The sequence below is a fragment of the Pseudoalteromonas sp. SCSIO 43201 genome, assembly GCF_023716725.1.
Taxonomy (GTDB): Bacteria; Pseudomonadota; Gammaproteobacteria; order Enterobacterales; family Alteromonadaceae; genus Pseudoalteromonas; species Pseudoalteromonas peptidolytica.
Window position 1 is genome coordinate 3,380,157 of the sequence record NZ_CP072683.1, and the last position, 19,243, is coordinate 3,399,399.

General features: G+C 42.1%; 17 protein-coding genes. 11 read left to right on the plus strand and 6 right to left on the minus strand.

The window, feature by feature from the left end; all coding sequences use genetic code 11:
* Positions 1–36: 36 nt before the first annotated feature.
* The 4 genes from phoU to J8Z24_RS14710 are packed head-to-tail and all read right to left on the minus strand — an operon-like array spanning position 37 to position 5,516.
* Positions 37–738 (minus strand): phosphate signaling complex protein PhoU, encoded by a 702-nt coding sequence (phoU, locus tag J8Z24_RS14695; RefSeq protein WP_010607158.1) that lies wholly within the window; start codon positions 736–738, stop codon positions 37–39.
* Positions 739–761: 23 nt separating this feature from the next.
* Positions 762–1,589 (minus strand): phosphate ABC transporter ATP-binding protein PstB, encoded by an 828-nt coding sequence (pstB, locus tag J8Z24_RS14700; protein WP_125252137.1) that lies wholly within the window; start codon positions 1,587–1,589, stop codon positions 762–764.
* Positions 1,590–1,616: 27 nt separating this feature from the next.
* On the minus strand, positions 1,617–3,266 hold the full coding sequence (pstA, locus tag J8Z24_RS14705) for a phosphate ABC transporter permease PstA (protein WP_128731162.1): 1,650 nt from the start codon (positions 3,264–3,266) through the stop codon (positions 1,617–1,619).
* 15 nt (positions 3,267–3,281) lie between these two features.
* Complete coding sequence (locus tag J8Z24_RS14710; RefSeq protein WP_128731161.1) at positions 3,282–5,516, minus strand: ABC transporter permease subunit; 2,235 nt, start codon at positions 5,514–5,516, stop codon at positions 3,282–3,284.
* 304 nt (positions 5,517–5,820) lie between these two features.
* On the opposite strand from J8Z24_RS14710, the gene J8Z24_RS14715 reads away from it, so the two are divergent.
* The 3 genes from J8Z24_RS14715 to J8Z24_RS14725 all read left to right on the plus strand — a co-directional run bounded on the left by J8Z24_RS14715 (position 5,821) and on the right by J8Z24_RS14725 (position 10,035).
* On the plus strand, positions 5,821–6,327 hold the full coding sequence (locus tag J8Z24_RS14715; protein WP_176032565.1) for a glycine cleavage system transcriptional repressor: 507 nt from the start codon (positions 5,821–5,823) through the stop codon (positions 6,325–6,327).
* A 117-nt stretch (positions 6,328–6,444) separates the two neighbouring features.
* Positions 6,445–8,541 (plus strand): polyphosphate kinase 1, encoded by a 2,097-nt coding sequence (gene ppk1 / locus J8Z24_RS14720; RefSeq protein WP_176032564.1) that lies wholly within the window; start codon positions 6,445–6,447, stop codon positions 8,539–8,541.
* Between the two features lie 18 nt (positions 8,542–8,559).
* Positions 8,560–10,035: a Ppx/GppA phosphatase family protein gene (locus tag J8Z24_RS14725; protein WP_252094899.1), complete on the plus strand. Its 1,476-nt coding sequence runs from the start codon at positions 8,560–8,562 to the stop codon at positions 10,033–10,035.
* Positions 10,036–10,343: 308 nt separating this feature from the next.
* On the opposite strand, the gene J8Z24_RS14730 is transcribed toward J8Z24_RS14725, so the two are convergent.
* Positions 10,344–11,621: an EAL and HDOD domain-containing protein gene (locus J8Z24_RS14730; protein WP_252094900.1), complete on the minus strand. Its 1,278-nt coding sequence runs from the start codon at positions 11,619–11,621 to the stop codon at positions 10,344–10,346.
* A gap of 284 nt (positions 11,622–11,905) precedes the next feature.
* On the opposite strand from J8Z24_RS14730, the gene J8Z24_RS14735 reads away from it, so the two are divergent.
* Entirely contained in the window at positions 11,906–12,661 is a 756-nt protein-coding gene (locus J8Z24_RS14735; protein WP_252094901.1) for a substrate-binding periplasmic protein, read from the plus strand.
* Positions 12,662–13,172: 511 nt separating this feature from the next.
* Positions 13,173–13,742 carry a PhnA domain-containing protein gene (locus J8Z24_RS14740; RefSeq protein ID WP_128729821.1) on the plus strand — a complete coding sequence of 190 codons (570 nt, stop codon included), beginning with the start codon at positions 13,173–13,175 and terminating at the stop codon, positions 13,740–13,742.
* Between the two features lie 78 nt (positions 13,743–13,820).
* Here J8Z24_RS14740 and J8Z24_RS14745 read toward each other — a convergent pair whose 3' ends face one another.
* The gene (locus J8Z24_RS14745; RefSeq protein WP_147389861.1) at positions 13,821–14,663 is read right to left on the minus strand and encodes a 23S rRNA (adenine(2030)-N(6))-methyltransferase RlmJ; all 843 of its coding nucleotides are present in this window, start codon (positions 14,661–14,663) and stop codon (positions 13,821–13,823) included.
* Between the two features lie 225 nt (positions 14,664–14,888).
* Here J8Z24_RS14745 and J8Z24_RS14750 point away from each other — a divergent pair, with 225 nt between their 5' ends.
* From J8Z24_RS14750 to J8Z24_RS14775, 6 genes are all read left to right on the plus strand, one after another.
* Positions 14,889–15,116 carry a DUF904 domain-containing protein gene (locus tag J8Z24_RS14750; RefSeq protein WP_125252147.1) on the plus strand — a complete coding sequence of 76 codons (228 nt, stop codon included), beginning with the start codon at positions 14,889–14,891 and terminating at the stop codon, positions 15,114–15,116.
* Positions 15,116–15,406, plus strand: coding sequence for a cell division protein ZapA (locus J8Z24_RS14755; RefSeq protein ID WP_125252148.1), 291 nt, complete (start codon positions 15,116–15,118; stop codon positions 15,404–15,406). Before J8Z24_RS14750 ends, J8Z24_RS14755 begins: the two co-directional genes overlap by 1 nt.
* A gap of 41 nt (positions 15,407–15,447) precedes the next feature.
* The gene (locus tag J8Z24_RS14760) at positions 15,448–16,380 is read left to right on the plus strand and encodes a hypothetical protein (RefSeq protein WP_176032600.1); all 933 of its coding nucleotides are present in this window, start codon (positions 15,448–15,450) and stop codon (positions 16,378–16,380) included.
* A gap of 27 nt (positions 16,381–16,407) precedes the next feature.
* Positions 16,408–17,904, plus strand: coding sequence for a LysM peptidoglycan-binding domain-containing protein (locus J8Z24_RS14765; RefSeq protein WP_252094902.1), 1,497 nt, complete (start codon positions 16,408–16,410; stop codon positions 17,902–17,904).
* A 101-nt stretch (positions 17,905–18,005) separates the two neighbouring features.
* A complete protein-coding gene (locus tag J8Z24_RS14770) occupies positions 18,006–18,494 on the plus strand; it encodes an FKBP-type peptidyl-prolyl cis-trans isomerase (RefSeq protein WP_252094903.1) in 489 nt (162 codons plus the stop codon).
* A gap of 3 nt (positions 18,495–18,497) precedes the next feature.
* Complete coding sequence (locus J8Z24_RS14775) at positions 18,498–19,226, plus strand: SDR family NAD(P)-dependent oxidoreductase (RefSeq protein ID WP_252094904.1); 729 nt, start codon at positions 18,498–18,500, stop codon at positions 19,224–19,226.
* Positions 19,227–19,243: the final 17 nt, after the last annotated feature.

Consider the following 19,243-nt stretch of genomic DNA (forward strand, 5'->3'; position numbering starts at 1 on the left):
ATTGCGCGCTCAATGCGCGCAACTACTTGATAAGCATCACAAGGTTTTTGCGATATCTTCTTGAGATGTATGACGAATATCTTTGCCATTTACAAAGTAAATTACATATTCTGCAATATTCTGGCAGCGATCACCGATACGCTCTAATGAACGTACGGACCAAATTAAGTCCATAATTTTTGGAATAGAACGTGGGTCTTCCATCATATAAGTCATTATTTGACGTGTGACAGCTTCATACTCGCGGTCGACCTTTGCGTCCGCTTTGTGAACCTCAAATGCTTTTTGCGCATCCATACGCGCAAACGCATCTAATACATCGTGCAGCATCTGCGAGACTTGGCGTCCCATGTTATCAATGTTTACCAATAAATCTTGCTGATCTTTGGTAAATGAATCGAGTGCTACTTTTGCAATTCGCTCAGCCTCATCACCGATACGCTCAAGATCCGCGATGGTTTTTGCAATCGCAACGACTAAACGTAGGTCACTGGCAGCAGGCTGTCTTTTGGCGATAATTCGCGTGCACTCTTCGTCAATGTTGACTTCCATGGCATTGACTTTGTAGTCGTTCTGACTGACCTTTTTCGCCTTTTCAGCATCATTGTGATTAACCGCATCAAGCGCTGTGTTTAGTTGCTGCTCTACCAGTCCACCCATACTGAGTACGTGATTTCTCACGTTTTCTAGCTCTTCGTTAAAGCGGCCAGAAATGTGCTTATTAATATTGTGTTCCATAATATTCTCCTAGCAAGCGCGTCTTAACCGTAACGACCAGTAATATAGTCTTCAGTTTTCTTTTTAGACGGCGTGGTGAATAGAGTATTGGTATCTGCATACTCGATTAACTCACCCATATACATAAACGCAGTTTGATCAGATACACGCGCAGCTTGCTGCATGTTATGTGTAACGATAACTACAGTATACTTGTTTTTCAGATCGTTAATGAGCTCTTCAATAACTAGCGTAGAAATTGGATCCAGTGCCGATGTTGGTTCATCAAGTAACAGCACCTCTGGTTCAATCGCAATTGAGCGAGCAATAACCAAACGCTGCTGCTGACCACCTGATAAACCAAATGCACTGTCATGAAGTCGGTCTTTGACTTCGTCCCAAAGCGCAGCGCCGCGCAGTGATTTTTCAACCACTTCGTCTAACTTACGCTTGTCTTTGATACCTTGTAGGCGTAGGCCGTAAACCACATTCTCATAAATAGATTTAGGGAATGGATTTGGCCTTTGAAACACCATACCTACGTTGCGACGCAACGCTGCAACATCGACGCTCTTATCATAAATGTTCTGTCCTTGAAGATTGATTTCTCCTTCAATACGACAGCTATCAACCAGGTCGTTCATGCGGTTAATACAACGCAGTAATGTTGATTTACCACAACCTGATGGACCGATAAATGCGGTTACCTGCCCTTTTGGGATCAGCATGTTGACGTTGCTAAGAGCTTGTTTATCACCATAGTAAAGATCTAGGTTCTTGATCTCTAGTGCGGTGAGTTCTGGACTTAAATTTGCTAAATCAAGCTTGTTGTTAGCATTTGCTTGATTGACTTCTGGCGCTACTGTAATCATGTTTTTACCTGTTAAAAATCTTTACTATTAATGCTCTAGTGATCTGAACTTTTCGCGTAAGTGGTTACGAATACCGATAGCGGTAATGTTTAGTGCAATAATCACCGTAACCAGCAAGAACGCAGTTGCATAAACCAAAGGTCTTGCTGCTTCAACATTCGGGCTTTGGAAACCTACATCATAAATATGGAAACCTAGGTGCATAAACTTACGATCCAAGTGAATATAGGGGAAGTTTCCATCTAGCGGTAGTGTTGGTGCCATCTTTACCACCCCTACCAGCATCAGTGGTGCTACCTCACCAGCAGCTCGTGCTACCGCAAGGATAAGGCCGGTCATAATTGCAGGGCTTGCCATTGGTATAATGATCCGCCAAAGCGTTTCCGCTTGAGTTGCGCCAAGAGCTAATGAACCATGACGTACTGAACTTGGAATACGTGACAAACCTTCTTCTGTAGAAACAATAACCACAGGTAACGTTAAAATTGCCAACGTTAACGCTGACCAGATAACCCCAGGCGTACCAAATACAGGGCTTGGCGCAGCTTCAGGGTAGAACAGTTCGTCAATTGAGCCACCTAACATATAAACGAAGAAACCAAGACCAAATACACCATATACAATAGACGGTACACCTGCGAGGTTTATCACTGCGATACGTATCATCTTAGTGATCGCATTTTTTGCCGCATATTCATGCAAGTAAATTGCTGCGACCACACCAAATGGCGTCACAATCACTGCCATCAACATCACCATGAATACCGTACCGAAGATTGCAGGAAAAACCCCACCTTCGGTATTTGCTTCACGCGGATCGTCGCTTACAAACTTGCTAATTTGTACCAAGTAATGACCTACTTTAGCGAAAAAGCCCATATCATTTGGGAACCACACATCCAGCACTTGATACAATGGAAGTGTTACTTCTTCACCACGCATGTCGCGGACAACGACTTGGTCACGCTTTGCTTGCTTTCTTAGCTCAAAAAGGCGCTTCTCAAATACTTTGTAATCTTCACGCAACTCTGCACGACGAGCATTTAGCTCAGCTAGCCTCTCATCAGTCAGTTCATTATCTAACTGATATGATTTTTCTTTTAAGCGTAAACGCTCAAGTTCATAGTTAATATGACCGATTTCACTGTTTTGTAGATCTAGTGCTTCTTCATTTAGGTCTACGGCGCGCTCTACTAACTCATGCAGTTTCTCAACTGGTTGCTCCACAACGGCATTGCCATCTTCTAAAACACGGACGACATAGCCATAGAAGTTACCATTTTTACTGCGCTCAAATACAGCCAGATCAGCTGGTACTGTTTGACGCTTTATATCAGTGGACAAGACCCATCTAAAGTCAAGCTCCACATATTCACGGTTACCTGTTTTAACTAGCAAACGCTCTACATATTCGGCCTGATAGTCAGATAAGTCGTAACCTGCGGCCTCAAGTCGAGACTTTGGTACCATTTCGCGATCATAAATTTCACCGATCACTGTTTGCTGTGCAACGGATCCCTCTAATTGCATTTCTACCACTTGTGATGGCCAGAAAAAGCTGAGCCCTTTCCACGCTATCATTGCCAAGAGTCCAATGACCGAAATCAAACTAATACTGACCGCGCCACCTGTCATCCAGATCCACGGAGAACCTGACTTAAACCACTGCTTTACCATGTCATGTCACTCCAATTACATTGAACTATATTTTTCACGCAGCTGCTGGCGGACAAATTCAGCAACGGTGTTAAATACGAAAGTAAAAATAAATAATACAAAGGCAGCTAAGAACAAGATGCGGTAATGTGAGCTTCCCACTTCAGATTCTGGCATTTCAACCGCGATATTCGCTGCAAGCGTACGCATACCTTGGAATATACTCCAGTCCATAATTGGCGTGTTCCCCGTTGCCATTAATACAATCATGGTTTCGCCAACTGCGCGTCCTAAACCCATCATCACAGCAGAGAAGATACCAGGACTTGCTGTCAGTAATACAACGCGAACCAAAGTTTGCCACTGCGTAGCACCGAGTGCCAGTGAGCCATTTGAAAGGTGCTTGGGTACGCTAAATACCGCATCTTCAGCAATCGAGAAGATAGTAGGAATGACTGCAAAGCCCATTGCGATACCTACTACTAGGGAGTTACGCTGGTCAAATGTTAGACCTAGCTCATTAGTTAAATATTGGCGCACATTACCGCCAAACAACCAAGACTCAATACCGCCGCTCATGGCAAACGAGAGCCAACCAACAATCAGTACTACTGGGATAAGCAAAATTGAATGCCAACCTTCAGGCACAACGTGTCTTATTTTTGCGGGTAATTTAGTCCAGCCAAATGCCGTTGCAATCATTGCAATTGGTAATAACACCAATAGAGCAACCACTGCTGGTAGATGAGTTTCAATTAAAGGAGCAAGCCAAAGACCCGCTAAAAAGCCCAAGATAACCGTAGGTAGTGCTTCCATAATTTCTACCGTTGGTTTAACGACTCGACGCAACTCACTGGACATAAAGTAAGCCGTGTAAATAGCTGACGCTAGCGCTATAGGTACTGCAAATAACATAGCGTACATTGCTGCTTTAATCGTACCGAATGAAATTGGTACTAGGGAAAATTTAGACTCAAAGTCATCGCTAGCTGATGTGGATTGCCAAGTGTAAGCAGGCTCTGGGTAACCTTCGTACCACACCTCTTGCCATAATGCAGACCACGTTACCTCTGGGTGTTCATTATGCAGTTCAACAACCGTCAAGGTATCATCAGCGAGTAGTAAAGCCGCGTTCGCACGTGGTGCAACAGCAAATTTTTGTATTGCTTTATCCGTCACTTTACCTTGCCATAAGTGTGCTTCACTGGTGGTGTAATACAGACCAAGTTCACCATTTTCATTGGTTGTGAAAAAAGTGCGACGATAAAACTCACTGAACAAGTTTACTCTTTTACTCTTGGGCGTCTCAAATGAGCGTATTTTGTCAAATTGACGTCCATTATCGGTATTGATTTCAAACCATTGAGACACTTCACCATTATCATTAGCAAGCATCAGCGAGTTTGCACCAGCGAGCAAATTCATATTGACTAAGTTGGCATTTTCTTCATTTGCCGCGAGTAATTGGAATAACTCGACTTCTGAAGCATACCGTGTATCAAACACATAAACTTGGTTAGCAGAACGAACAAAGGTGCGTGATGTGTCTGGTGAAATCAGTAGCTCGTCAACACGACCGTCTATATCCAACTCCGTGCGCTCAACCGCCCATTCAACTTCACCAGTAAACATATTCTCTTCAGCAACGTAAGAAGCAAAAATTACACGCTTGTCAGCTGTTTGCGCAACCACTGCAGTTTTGTCTTCAAAATGGCTAAACGCAAATTTGCGGATTGCTTGACCTTGCTCATCTACAATAAGTTGCTTGGCGTTTAGTGGGTAACTTAGACGTGGTGTCAATACACGTTGATTACCGGGAAAGCTGACCATAAACATGGGCTTGACTAGCTGTACTTGTCCATTATCAAGACCAAATGCATACTGACCCAAAAATGGGGCACTTTCCGCAAATGCAGTTACATTACCATCTAGATCAACGTTAAGCGAGTCCAGTAGCTTACCAGCACCTTCGCCTTTGATTTGATAATAATCAACCGTACCGCTGCGGCTAAGTAAATAGGCAATTTCAGTTTGTTCTTCAACGCCGATACCTAGGTATTTCTGCTCTTGCACTAGCTGAATGTCCATTCTTTTTTCAACCTTTGCAGATTCAAAAATGGGCTGAACAACATACAGTAAGTAAAAGAAGATAAGTAAAAGTGCGATTAAGACCATTACTCCACCGGAGGTAATGCCAAATTGTGCAAACCTGTCTTTGAATAGACGGCTTCTATCCGTTTTAAAGGATGGCTTTTGCGGATTGGAAGTCATCAATATACCCTTTGGTTTTAAAATTGCGGGCATTATATTTCATCAAGATGACAGTTGTGTTACACCCAATACACAATTGCACGTTATTCAATTACCTTAGGGCAGAGTTTTATTATCAAAAAAAACAAACCAAACTGAACAAAAAGCAACCTCCATGTTAAGTTAGAGTAAAGGCCTAAATTTCGTTGCATTTCTTTACATTAAGTGTTTCCAGAGACTGGACAAAGCCAGTATTTAGACTAGTCTAAATCATGCGCCGAATTCGTTTTTTCGCCTACGGGCGCCACAAAAAAAGAGACATGATATGAAGCAGTTAATATTAACACTTATAGGTAAGGACCAGCCGGGTCTCGTCGAGAAAATATCATCTACCATTCTTTCTCACCATGGTAATTGGTTAACGAGTAATTTAAGTCATTTAGCAGGTCACTTTGCAGGTATAGTGCAAATTGAAGTCGCTGAAGAACATTTGCAAGAAATACAAGAGGCACTGTACGCACTACCTGGTTTAGAGGTAAAAATAGAGTCAGGCGAAGCGTCAGCAACACAGGCAGAGCCCGACACGCTCAATTTAGTGATTACTGGTAATGACAGACCGGGAATAGTCCAAGAGCTCGCGACTGTTATTCGCCATAAAGGGGCGAATATTACCCACCTCACATCGAAACAACGCAGTGCACCGAATTGGGGACTCCCTATTTTTAGCGCTTTTGCCACAGTTACTTTACCTGTTGGCATGGTGAAAGAAAACGTCGTAGATGCACTTGAATCAATCACTAGTGATTTGATTGTCGACATAGAAGAGAGCTAAAAGCTGCACTATACTCAAGATAGTCTTATGGCAAACACAACAGGCGCGTCGTGTTTGTCATAATAGTGTCATACACCCTGCTTAAGCTGTAGAAAAGCTGTACCTATGGAAAGCACAATGCAGGCCGTATCTTTAGAGCATAAAACCATCACATACTTTGCCAAAGAATTAAGCTGGCTCTCGTTTAACGAACGCGTTTTACAAGAAGCCAAGGATCCCGCTAATCCGATCATCGAACGGATCCGATTTCTTGGTATCTTTTCCAATAACTTAGATGAATTTTTTCAAGTACGAGTCGCAGACGTTAAACGTCGTATCCTGCTAAATAACTTACCTGATACTAACTTTGACGAAGATGAGGCACTACTTGCTGACATTCAAAAAAAAGTACTAGAACTCGGTAAAAAGTTCAATGCTATATACACTCAAATATTGAAGGACCTGAATGAGCATAATATTCACGTTGAACAGCCTGAAGCCTTATCTGATTTCCATAAAAATTGGTTAGCAAATTATTTCAAAGATCAAGTTTTGCCACACTTGCTACCGATGATGATTAATGAGAGTAAAGACTATTCAGACAATATTAATGACACCATGACTTATCTGTTCGTTGAGCTCAATGGTGAAAAGCAGCACCATGCTTTTTTAGAGGTTCCGACTGATCGCCTAAACCGCTTTGTACAGCTCCCTCCTGAAAAAACACGCCGACATAAAACGATTGTTTTACTGGATGATGTCGTGCGCTTTTTTATTGCCGACGTGTTCAAGAGTTTCTTTAAATTCGAACGTATCGACGCTTACTCGATGAAACTCACCCGAGATGCTGAATACAACTTAGACGACGAATTAGAAGAAGGCGTACTTGATACGATGTCTAAGGGCCTCAAACAGCGCCTTTATGCTGAACCTGTGAGGCTTGTATACGAAGAGACAATGCCTGAAGAAATGCTTAAGCTGATGAAAAAACGATTAGGTGTTACCGGCCAAGACGCTATGATCCCAGCAGGTCGCTATCGTAACTTCAGAGACTTTATTTCATTTCCAAATGTTGGCCGTGGCTACTTAGAAAATAAACCATTACCGCCACTACAAAGCGCAGCTTTTAGCAAATATAGCAGTGTCTTTAGAGCAATATCTGCTCAAGATATTTTGCTGTATTATCCGTATCACACCTTTAATCATATGCTTGAGTATGTGCGTCAAGCTGCATTCGATCCACGAGTGACCCAAATAAAGGTAAATATCTATCGTGTTGCAAAACAGTCTCGGCTGATTGCCTCTTTGGTCAGTGCAGCAAAAAACGGTAAAAAAGTTACCGTAATGGTTGAGCTAAAAGCGCGCTTTGATGAACAAAATAACATTGAGTGGGCAAAGCTTATGAGCGAGTATGGCATCAAAGTGATGCTCGGGATCCCGGCACTCAAAGTACACAGCAAGCTGTGTGTGGTACACCGCAAAGAAAAAGGAAAAATAGTAAAGTACGCGCATATTGGTACTGGTAACTTCCACGAAAAAACGGCGCGTATCTACACCGACTTTAGCTTATTCACTAAACATCCCGATATTACAGAAGAATGTGATAGTGTCTTTCGTTTTATCGAAAGTAGTTATTTACCATTTAAGTTTGACCACCTAATGATTTCACCACTTAATGCTCGTAGTAAAATTACTGAGTTAATTGATGATGAAATCAAACACTCAGAGCAAGGGCGAAGCGGAAAAGTAACAATAAAAATTAATAACTTAGTCGATAAACAGCTTGTTGATAAACTATATGAAGCATCTCGAAAAGGGGTAAAGATCCGCCTGATTGTGCGCGGTATGTGCGCGCTTATACCGGGGTTACATCAATTTAGCGATAACATCAAAGTCATTAGTATTGTCGATAGGTTTTTAGAACACCCTAGAGTAATGATATTTGATAATAATGGCGAGCCACGAGTGTTTATTTCATCTGCTGACTGGATGACCCGCAACCTTGACCACCGCGTTGAAGTGGGCACCCCTATTTATGCAGAGCATTTGAAAAAGCTTATCATCGACGTCATTGAGTTGCAGTTTAAAGATAGAACGAAAGCAAGAGTCATTGACGCTGAACAGAAGAATCTGTACGTTCGCCGTGGCAACCGTAAAAAAATTCGTTCTCAAATTGCGATTTATGACCATTTAAGAAAATGGGAATCACAGCAATTAACAGGAACTAAAGAGTAAACTTGTTAGGATTAATGTATGCGCGACTACCCTTCTATTGCAGCTGTGGATTTAGGTTCAAATAGTTTTCACCTTGTTGTTGCAAGAGAAGTTGATGGTCGCTTACAACTGCTCCATAAAGAGAAACAAAGAGTTTACTTGGCCTCTGGTCTGGACAGCAACTTTAATCTCAGTGACGAAGCTATCGCAAGAGCACTAGATACCTTGTCACAATTTGCGACAACTTTGCATGGTTTTCCAAAAGAGTCTGTTCAAGTAGTAGCGACTTATACATTACGAAATTGCAAAAATCTCAATTACTTTCTTGCTAAAGCAAAACAAGTTTTTCCCTACCCGATTAATGTAATTTCTGGTCAAGAAGAAGCGCGTCTTATTTATCAAGGTGTAGCAAATTACGAACATGATACGCACAACCGCTTAGTTATCGATATAGGCGGTGGCAGTACAGAACTGGTGATAGGACAACACCTGACCCATAAGCTTTTGAGTAGTCGTAATGTTGGCTGTGTGACCATGAATAAAGCATATTTTGCTGATGGCAAGTTATCAGCAAAACGCTTTAAAAAAGCAGAGATCAAGGCCGAACAGCATATTGAGAGTATTGCTGCTAGCTACTTAAAACTTGGCTGGAATACGGTGATAGGCACCTCTGGAACTATCAAAACTATTGCAGCTATGGTCGCTGAGTTAACCGCAAGTGATGAGATAACACTTGCAAAGCTTGAGCAAATAAAGCAACTCTTTATTGACGCTCAGCATATTAATAACGTCACTTTAAAATCACTGCCAGAAGAAAGAAAAGTCAGTATTTCAGGCGGCCTTGCAGTATTAATTGCATTATTCCGACAGCTACATATTGCAATCATGCGTCTAAGTGATTATGCGCTTAGAGAAGGCTTATTATTTGAAATGCATCAAACGGAAGCATTTGATATTCGAACCCGAACTATCAATGCTTTTAGTGACCATTACAACATAGATAAATTACATGCTGACAATATATGTGAAACTATTCAGTTGTTTACATCGCAACTGAAAACCCACTGGCCGTTATCAAACTACGATGTAGAAATGCTTTGCTGGGCAGCAAAACTGCATGAGGTAGGCCTCGCGATTAACTCATCAGGAATGCATAAACACGGGGCGTATATTGTTAGACACAGTCAACTGCCAGGCTTTACGCAAGCTCAGCAATTAACACTCAGCGCATTGGTACGGTTTTATCGAAAGAAAATTAAATTACCTGAATTACTTGAGCTGATTGAAGGGGAATTAAGTCATTTTAGCCGCCTATTGGCAATTTTTCGCTTGAGTATACTAGTGAACCAAAAGCGTCAGCAGGAGCAACTTCCTGAACTTAATATCGCAGCCCTAGACAATACGCTAGTGTTGCACGTTGGAGCACAGTGGCTTGCTTCCCATTCATTATTTGAAGCCGATTTAGAACAAGAGCAGGGATATTTAAAAGCATTGGGGATCCAGCTGACATTCTAAAGATTAGGACATCAAGACGCTGGCGATGACAGTGCTATCAGCAGGTTTTTTGTCTCAAAATAGCAAACTTAGTTAAGAGATATAATCAAGCAATCATAATGGATAACAGCGACAAAGAAATATACAGCGACTCAAAGTAGAGGTTTTATACCAATTTGCTTAATTAAGTGGTCTATTTTGAGGCGAGAAAATCTTGTCGATAACTAGGAAAAAATTTTGCTATTTAGTTGTTCTAAATGAGTAATTTTTAACGCTGTTAGCGTCAGATTTACTCCTTCAAATTGAGCAAGTATTAAGTCAAATTGGTATTATTCAATCTCTTCGGTAACGATGGAGAGAATATCATCCGCATACGCTCTACTAGCGAGCGCCATATCATATAAATAGTTGGTTGGTGTGGCAGGTCTAATCGCTTTTAGTATACGCTCGGCTTCTTTCCAATCGTTCCGCTCAATTTCAAACGCCAAACGCAAAGCGCCCCCCAGCAACCCCTGATAGCTCAGCAGTGCACTTGAGAGTGAATCATCAAGTGAAAACTCAGATGCAATAACAGCAAGCTCAACATCGAGGATAACATCCAAAATAGACATCAATCCCAATAAGTAGCCCGTTTCAGCCATTTCTTCACCACCAGGCATGAGAAAGGTCTCTACAAATTTAGCACGTACTAAGCCCATTCTAGTAAGCTCACTTGGCTTATCAGAACCAAGTTCACTCAGCGCAAGAACTTTAACAAACTGTCTTATTGCATCTTCACCGAGATATACAACCGCTTGAGAAATTGACTTAATTTCTAATCTTTCTTCTCCAGCTCTGGCATTGGCAAGCTTCAATAATCTGGCTGTTAAGCTAAGATCTTTACTCACCCGAGATTGTATTTCTTTGAAACAAAGTGATTTTTTGGCTGTCGCCTGTAGCAGCTGGAATACCACCATTTTTGATGGTTCAACATTACCGTGATTGAGCATTTCCGGTTTAGCGAAAAAGAAGCCTTGAAAATAGTCAGCGCCTGAGGTTTTGATAAGCTCAAATTCGTCTTTTGTTTCGATCCGCTCAACGATGACTTTTATATCAGGAAACTGTCGCTTCAGCCGCTTCACAGCCATATTTGTTTTTATGACCGGCTGCTCAACTTCCACTTTGACAAACTCTACTAACGGTAATAACGGCTCCCACTTAGCATCACCATCATAATCATCCAGAGCAAAGCGGTAGCCTTTTTGCGTGAGTTTAGTCACAGTATTCACTAAAGAAGGAATATCTTTCGAACGCTCCACTATCTCAATCACAATTTTTTGTGGAGAAAGTAGTTTTGGCAACTCTTGTAATAGTGATTCATCGGAGAGATTAATAAAGGCTAACTGCCCTGCGGCTAATCGGTCTACCCCGATAAACATAAGCGAGTTAAAGAACATTCGGCCGGTTGCTTGACCATCGCTCACCCCAACAGGAAACGCGTTATTGTCTGAGTCACGATAAAGCAGCTCATAGGCAAAAACTTCCTGATCAGGCCGCAAAATAGCCTGCCTAGCAATATACTGTACTGCTGATTTGCGAATTTCAGTCACCGGACCACTCATTAACATTCGTATCCTTTAGAAGCCAAAAGGAAACCACGTATCTGGAAGCGTATAATATGGTTACGCCTTGGGCAATAAAAAGTTTCTATATTTTACAACACTTATAACCAAAAGTTACCACCTATTCATTTTAAGTGTGGTTTTACAGCAGCTTGATTACAATATAGATAAAACAGATAGTACTTGACCTGAACTTGGAGCAGGAAATGAGTTATACCAAGTCTAGGTTACTTATTAAAAGCTTCAGCGCTCCCTTGTCTTTATTTGAGCAGTTAAGCTAAGATGGGACTATGAAGCAAATTTTAATTCTTTGGTTCTTTACTTTCACAAGCTTTGTTAAAGCTGACCTCACCCCCTACTTAAAATATAGTTTAAGTGGTTCGGGTAGCTTTTATCCCTACTTTACTCATAACCCCGAAAAACCTGGTATATTTCCAGAAACAGTCGAAGCAATATTGAGCCATGCAGAGATCCGGGGGGAAAACCTACTACTTCCAGCTAAGCGTACTAACGCATATTTGGAACAGCAGCAGATTGACTTTGATATTATTAGCCCAGACTGGCTAAATGATGAACAGAAAAAAGACCCTCGATATATCTACTCGGAGCCAATACTTAGCATTAGAGAATATATTGTGACTCGTCCATCGCACCCTCCCGCTTTAACGCTTACAGGAAAAAAGGTTGGGACTGTTCGAGGCTACTATTACCACGACGATAACCAGTTTCATCGAGTGGACTTTGCCTCTGAAAGAGAATTGTTATTAGCGTTAAAATTGAAACGTATTGACTACATTATTATCGGTGACTTACCTGCTCAATATTGGTCAGAGCAGCTTGGTGTTGCTTTTATCTTTAATCAATTACACTCCGAAGGCATGCTGGCATTTCGCTTACTTGCTAAACATAAAAAGCTACTCAAGCCTCTCAATCAAGCGATTGCAGCCTTAAAGCAAGCGGGAGAATTCGAAAGAATTGAGCGGCAATACAGCAGCACACTCCCACTCAACAAAAACACGTCAGTTAATCACGCATTAGCAAATTGATGTAACGCAAGCTTGCACAATACCACTTAGCCTTAATACTTGCTCAATTTGAAGGAGTAATACCAATTTGACTTAATACTTGTTCAATTTGAAGGAGTAAATCTGACGCTAACAGCGTTAAAATTTCTCATTTAGAACAACTAAATAGCAAAATTTTTGCCTTGCCTACAGGACGTAGGTACCTCGGCGTGAGCAGGACGCGGAAGCGGTGTTATCGACAAGATTTTCTCGCCTCAAAATAGACCACTTAATTAAGCAAGTTGGTATAAATCTGACGCTAACAGCGTTAAATATTCTCATTTAGAACAACTAAGTAGCAACATTTTGCCTTGCCTACACGGGTGTAGGTACCTCGGCGTGAGCAGGACGCGGAAGCAGGGTTATCGACAAGGTTTTCTCGCCTCCAAAAAAGACCACTTAATTAAGAGAATTGGTATAATTTGCCCTTTTCTAGCTGAGTATCAAGTGCGTTTATTGCTATAATCACCGCTTTATAGCTTGGGAAGTTATTATGACTATCGCTGCCGCGCTAGCTGAGCGCAGTAACAATCAATGTGAATTATGCACATCAACTACAAACCTTGACGTCTACGAGGTACCACCAGTCAACGAAGCGCATTCAGATAAATGCGTGTACCTTTGTCAGCTTTGTAAAGACCAAGTTGAAGGTCAACAAGACTTAAACGCTAACCATTGGCACTGTTTAAATGACAGCATGTGGAGTCAAGTACCTGCGGTACAAGTCGTGGCTTATCGTATGCTTAACCGTTTAGCTACTGAGAATGGCTGGGCGCAAGATGCGTTAGATATGCTTTATCTAGAAGATGATACCCAAGCATGGGCTGAACAAGTACTTGCGGAAGATGACGATATTGTGCACCTTGACAGCAATGGCGTGAAGTTAAATGCCGGAGATACCGTTACCTTGATCAAAGACCTAGACGTAAAAGGCAGTAGTTTAGTGGCTAAACGTGGTACTGCGGTGCGAAATATCCGCCTGTCACCTTCCAACTCCGAACATATTGAAGGAAGAGTTGAAGGTCAGAACATTGTAATCTTGACAAAATTTGTTAAAAAGTAACCCTATTCTTGTTACCTTGAGTGTGGATAAAGAGCAAGAAAAGCTTTGCATTATCCAGCACTCAGGTGACTTACAACCCTACTCTTCAACTAGCTGAATACTGCGATAAAATGCCCCTTCTTCTTCAGCAAGCAAAGTGACAAGTTCAGGCAGCACCGCATCCATCGTCTTTTTTAACGTCCAAGGTGGATTAATCACTAACATGCCCGATGCCGTCATTCCTCTTTCTTGGGTATCTGCACGGGTCGCGAGCTCGAATAACTGGATATTACGAATACCAGAGTCGATGAGCTGTGACTCCATGGCGTCAATGCGCGCTCGGTCTACAACCGGATACCAAATCATATACACACCAGAGTCAAACTTTTTGTATGCTTTAATGATGCTTTGTACAGCAACGTCATAATCCGACTTTATCTCATAGGGCGGATCCATTAATACACAAGCACGTCTTGATGCCGGTGGCACTAGGCCCTGCAACCCTTTAAAACCATCACTACCAGTTACTCGTAATGACTTTTTATGCGCAGTATTTTGTTGCAATAGTTCAAGATCCCTCGGATGTAGCTCAAAAAACCATCCTTTATCTTGGCGGCGTAAGTAATGCTCAGCAACTTTTGGCGAACCTGGATAATGACTCAGTCGCTCTCCTTCATTAAACGATTTAATCAAACAAACATAGTCGCTAATAGCTGTCACAGCGCCTGAGTATTGCCACAATTTTGCGATCCCTTGCAAATACTCTTGAGTTTTTTGCGCATCATCGCTTGCAAGTTCAAAAAAGCCTGCGCCTGAATGTGTATCAACATAGTCAAAAGGCTTCTCTTTTTTGACCATATATGACAATACTTCCGCCAATACTAAATGTTTTATTACGTCGGCAGGGTTACCTGCATGAAAAGAGTGTCTGTAACTGAGCATAAACCTGCCTTGCTAAAAGTAGCTTGCTAATTGAAACGGATTAAGTTTGAGCAGTTATTCATCTATTTTTAACTTTAATCTGAATCACTTATGAACAAAATATTCGAATACCGCTATTATCGCTTAAAAGTTGAGAAAAATCAGCAGAAAGTCGCGTAAACACTAGCATCCTCGGCCGCTTTGTTTTACATTTGCATGACAAATCACAGTCATATGAGCGCATTTATGAATAACCAAGATCTCCAAAAACTCGACCAGTTGATTGACCAACTTTTGAGCCAAAATAATCAGTTAAAATTGGAAGTTTCGGCACTGAAAGAACAAAATCAAAAACTCATCGATGAAAATGAAACATTACAGCTCGAAATGCTAGAAAGTGAAGAAAAGCAAAAAGAATTTAGCTCTTCTTTATCGGGCTTACTAGATAAGTTGCAGACCCAACAGGCGAGCTAATGTCTGAGCAAAATAACCAAGTAACAGTCACGTTGCTTGGCAAGTCGCATCAATTCGCGTGCGCACCAGATCAAGAGCAAGCGCTACATAATGCCGTAGCGCTACTTGATAGGCGTGTTGAAGAAATGCGTAAACGTTCAACCGTTCGTAATGACCATAGTGCACTGCTGCTTGCCGCTTTGCACTTATGTCACGATTTACAAGCACTAGAATTGAAACAACAGCAAGATGCTGATTTTGTCTCCTCTCTCCTTGATAAGCTCACACCAACATCTGGCGATACAAAGTGATAAACATCTGTAAACCGCTGCTATACCACATCACTTTACTTATGAGTCTAGTGTTATCGGTAATAAGCTTTCGCAGCAGCGCGAGCAATGCAATTTCGCTTCATCAGCTAAATGATTCGGTTTACTTTGTTCAAGGAAAAAACCAGCCACTGATCCCCAATCAGGCTTTAGTGGTTGGTCAGCGCTGTGCACTACTCGCTTCTATCCATGGTGATCTGGTCGCAACAGAAGCGCTCATTTCAACACTACAAAGTCAATTCAGCGTCCCTCTTTGCTATGCGGTGTCACTACATTCAGATATAAAGCAAGATACTAGCATCGCGTTACTACAGCATGCTTTTCCAAAACTGGTATGGTTAAGCCCAACAAAGACTTCTGGCGATAAGCTACAGCAGGCTTTCGCTGCACAATTAGCGCTGTTTGAACAAAGTATTGACCTGAGTAAGACCAGAGTTTCCACTCTAGATAAAGACCAGCAGGGGGCTTGGCAAGAAAAGCTGACGATTGCCAAACAAAGAGTGGCAAGCTGGTCAGAGCGCATAACTCACTTTCGTTCAAGTGAGACCCTTGATACCCACATCACCTCTTTGAATTTAGGCGAAGTAGAAGTTAACATTGCAAATTTTACAGGATTCACAGGCTCAGATCTCACCATCTACCTTCCTCATTCGCAGGGGCTAATTGGTGGCTACAATGTCGATTTAGTCCCCTTAGTACATAGAAAGCATTGGCAACAGTGGCAACAGGCACTCCAGACTCTACGCTCCAGACCACTAAGCTGGGTGTTACCTGCAACAGGAAAGCCATATAAACCTAATATGCTCTCTATCCCGGACAAATTTTTCACCTTACTAAATCAGACCAAAGAACAGCAAGTTATTGAAAAAATAACCACTTTGTACTCAAATAAGCAGCAACAACAACGTGCAATATCACAATGGCAGCATATTCAACAACAAACTGACTTTGAATAATACTTAGCCTCTCGGTATAGTTAAAGGATGAACAGAGTCTTAATAACGCTATATGCTGTTGTGCTGATGGTCACACTCAGCGGGTGTAAAAGTAGCAGCAGTGTACAAGTAAGCAGACAAGCCATTTTGTCCGCGCTTACCCAAGTGCCCGTAGTGCCTGCAAAACAACCAGAAGCGTCCCCGGAGCCTAAAGTAATTACACCCAAAAAGAACATAAGCTCCACTCATGAGGATGATTTGTGGCAATATGTTCGTCATCGGCTTAGCTTTAATACTGCTTCTCATCCTCGGCTGGATAAACGTATAAAATGGTATTTATCACAACCTAATTATCTTCAGGTCGTTAATCAGCGGGCGGTTCCATACTTCTATCACGTAGTCAATAAAGTAGAAAGTAAAGGGCTGCCAATGGAAATCGCTTTGCTGCCATTTGTTGAAAGTGACTTTAGGCCTAGAGCCAAATCTACCCAAAATGCAGTCGGAGTTTGGCAGCTAGTTGATGCCACTGCCTATCATTTTGGGATTAAAAAAGACAAATGGTATGACGGACGACAAGACGTTTTAGCCTCAACCGACGTAGCCTTGGAGTACCTTTTATATTTACACCAACGTTTTAATGGTGACTGGCTACACGCACTTGCGGCATATAATAGTGGTGAGGGACGAGTCAAAAAAGCCATTGCGAAAAATAAAAAAGCTGGGAAACCAACACACTTTTGGCATCTGAAATTACCAAAAGAAACTGCTGAGTATGTGCCTAAGTTGCTCGCACTCAGCCATTTATTAAAAACCGCGCCTTCAGATTTTACTATTCCCAGTTTACCAAATCACGCCACAACATCCGTACTAGATATCGGCCAACAGTTTGATATTGGGCAACTCGCTAAGCTAAGTGGGATAGATAAGCGCGAAATATACGCGTTAAATCAAGGCTTTTTAAAGCACCGAAGCTCACCAAGTGGGCCACATGTCGTGCTATTACCACTGCCCCAAAAAGCATTATTACAAAGCGCATTTTTTAGAGACAACTTTAGTCACGGCTACACCGTCAAAGCTAATGACACCCTATATCGTATCGCACTTAATGCGGGCATGAGTGTGACAGCGCTAAAGGCGCTTAACAATAAAACCTCTAACTTAATCCGCGTGGGAGAAACATTACGGATATCCAAAAACACAGCCCAACAACAGTGGCTCATTGACCATGAAATAAGTCCCTATATAAAGGAAATTGAAGCTAAGCCGTTACCTCAACGTGCGCATCACCATACTGTCAAAACGGGAGAATCGTTATGGACGATAAGCCGTCGATACAATGTTGCGGTAAAAGACTTACTCAATTGGAATTCACTTACTGCACAAACACTGATTAAACCAGGGAAAGTATTGACCTTACTACTGCCAGCGGTAGATATGCAGCAGCATCAACAAGAACCGCTTCCCCCCGCCCCCGTCAATAGGGTAAAAGTCATCCAGTCGTTACTTCGCCATGGGAAACCTTTGGCAAATGAAGAGCCGAATTAATCTCGAGAAACTTGCGTCCCAGAATGCCACTCACGTAAACTACTACCTTTACCGGTTGATGCAGCAAACATCACCTAGGACTAATTATTTAAGGTTTACTTATGCAAATTGCAAAGAACACAGTGGTAGAGTTTCACTACACACTTCATGAAGGTGACAGCCAAATCGAGTCTAGCAAAAATGGCGATCCGCTAAACTATCTTCACGGCACTGAAGGCATGCTACCAGGGCTTGAAAGTGAACTTGAAGGCAAAACAGGTGGTGATAGCTTTACAGTAACCTTAACTCCAGAGCAAGCCTATGGGGAGTACCAAGAAGGCTTAGTGCAACGTATCCCTATCAAACACCTACAAGGTCTTGGTGATAGCAAAGTGTGGAAACCAGGCATGACAGCTATCGTTGATTCAAATCAGGGACGTCATCAAGTAAAAATCGTAAAAGTTGGTCGTTTTAACGCAGATTGTGATTTAAACCACCCATTTGCCGGTAAAACACTAACATTTGCTGTTGAAATCATCTCTGTACGTGAAGCCACAGCGGAAGAAATTTCCCATGGTCACGTGCATGCAGAAGGTGGTTGCGGACATTAAGTTATGAAAAAAGTTGCCATCGTTACCGGTGGCAGCTTTGGCATTGGCCAAGCCATTGTCAACAAGCTGCTATCGCAACATTACACAGTTTATAATCTAGATATAGTGCCTTGCGAGCAGGGTATTTTTCGTCACTGTGATGTTAGTAAAGTCGCTGATGTAAAGGGTGTCATTTCTGAAATTGTGACAGAAGTAGGCCATATTGATGCGCTGGTTTCAAACGCCGGCAAACACCTAAGCGCAACGATTGAAGACACCGATGAAGCGACATTTGACGCTTTATTCGCGCTAAATGTAAAAGGTGCTTACGCTGCTATTCAAGCCGTATTACCCAGTATGAAGGCACAAAAAGCCGGAAGTATCGTGTTAATTTCGTCGGATCAAGCGCTGGTTGGTAAGCCTAACTCTTTTGCTTATAACCTGAGTAAGTGTGCACTCGCTTCTATGGCTAAAACCACGGCGTTGGATTACGCTAAATTTAATATCCGCGCTAATGCGGTATGTCCAGGTACAATTGAAACGCCGCTATTCCACCATGCCATTGACAATTACTGTCAACGAAGTGGCGCCGACAAATCACAGATAGTCGCTGAGGAAGCAAAATTACAACCGCTAGAGCGCTTGGGACAACCTCAGGAAGTTGCGGCACTTGTGGCTTTTTTACTCAGTGAAGACGCCAGCTTTATTACCGGCAGCTTACAAAGTATTGATGGCGGTTATACCGCACAGTAGCAAGCAGAGAGCCTACA